The sequence below is a fragment of the Vibrio brasiliensis LMG 20546 genome (assembly GCF_000189255.1).
GTDB lineage: Bacteria > Pseudomonadota > Gammaproteobacteria > Enterobacterales > Vibrionaceae > Vibrio > Vibrio brasiliensis.
In genome coordinates, this window is the sequence record NZ_AEVS01000086.1 from 1 (window position 1) to 478 (window position 478).

Annotated in this window: 1 protein-coding gene; it reads right to left on the bottom strand. The window is 38.1% G+C overall.

Annotated elements, in window-relative coordinates; genetic code table 11:
• The coding region (locus tag RH46_RS16715) for a VirB8/TrbF family protein (RefSeq protein ID WP_138922170.1) at positions 1–415 on the bottom strand (415 nt) is incomplete at its 3' end.
• Between the last annotated feature and the right edge of the window lie 63 nt (positions 416–478).

The window sequence follows — 478 nt, forward strand, 5'->3', positions numbered from 1 at the left end:
TTAGTAAAGTAACAGACTTAATTTTCGTTTTAATCTTATAACTGTCTTTCAGTACATTCAGCGGCGAGTTATCTGCACGAATAGCTGTATTGTACTGCGAGAACACTTTGTTATTAGACATGACATTTACCGTATCCAGCATTTCCTGGATAGTCTGCCAGTCGTATGACTCATAGTTAATAACAAACTTCGCAAGATTATATTTTGTTTCTGCCTCCTGATAGGTTTGCTTTGCTCCTGATAATTGCGGTGCAATATCTGTATAGCCCGTATTGTTATCCACACGAATAACAAAAGGAACGGCAGTCTTTAACGGAGACAAAAAAGCGATGGCTGCTGCAAGAGCAATATTGGAAATCAACAGCACAACAGCAATTCGCGTAATAAACTTGGCTTTACCCTGGACGGTTGCTATTTCATTACGCTCAAACTGCTTGACAGCATCAAAATTTGCTTGTTTTCTTTCTTTATATCAATT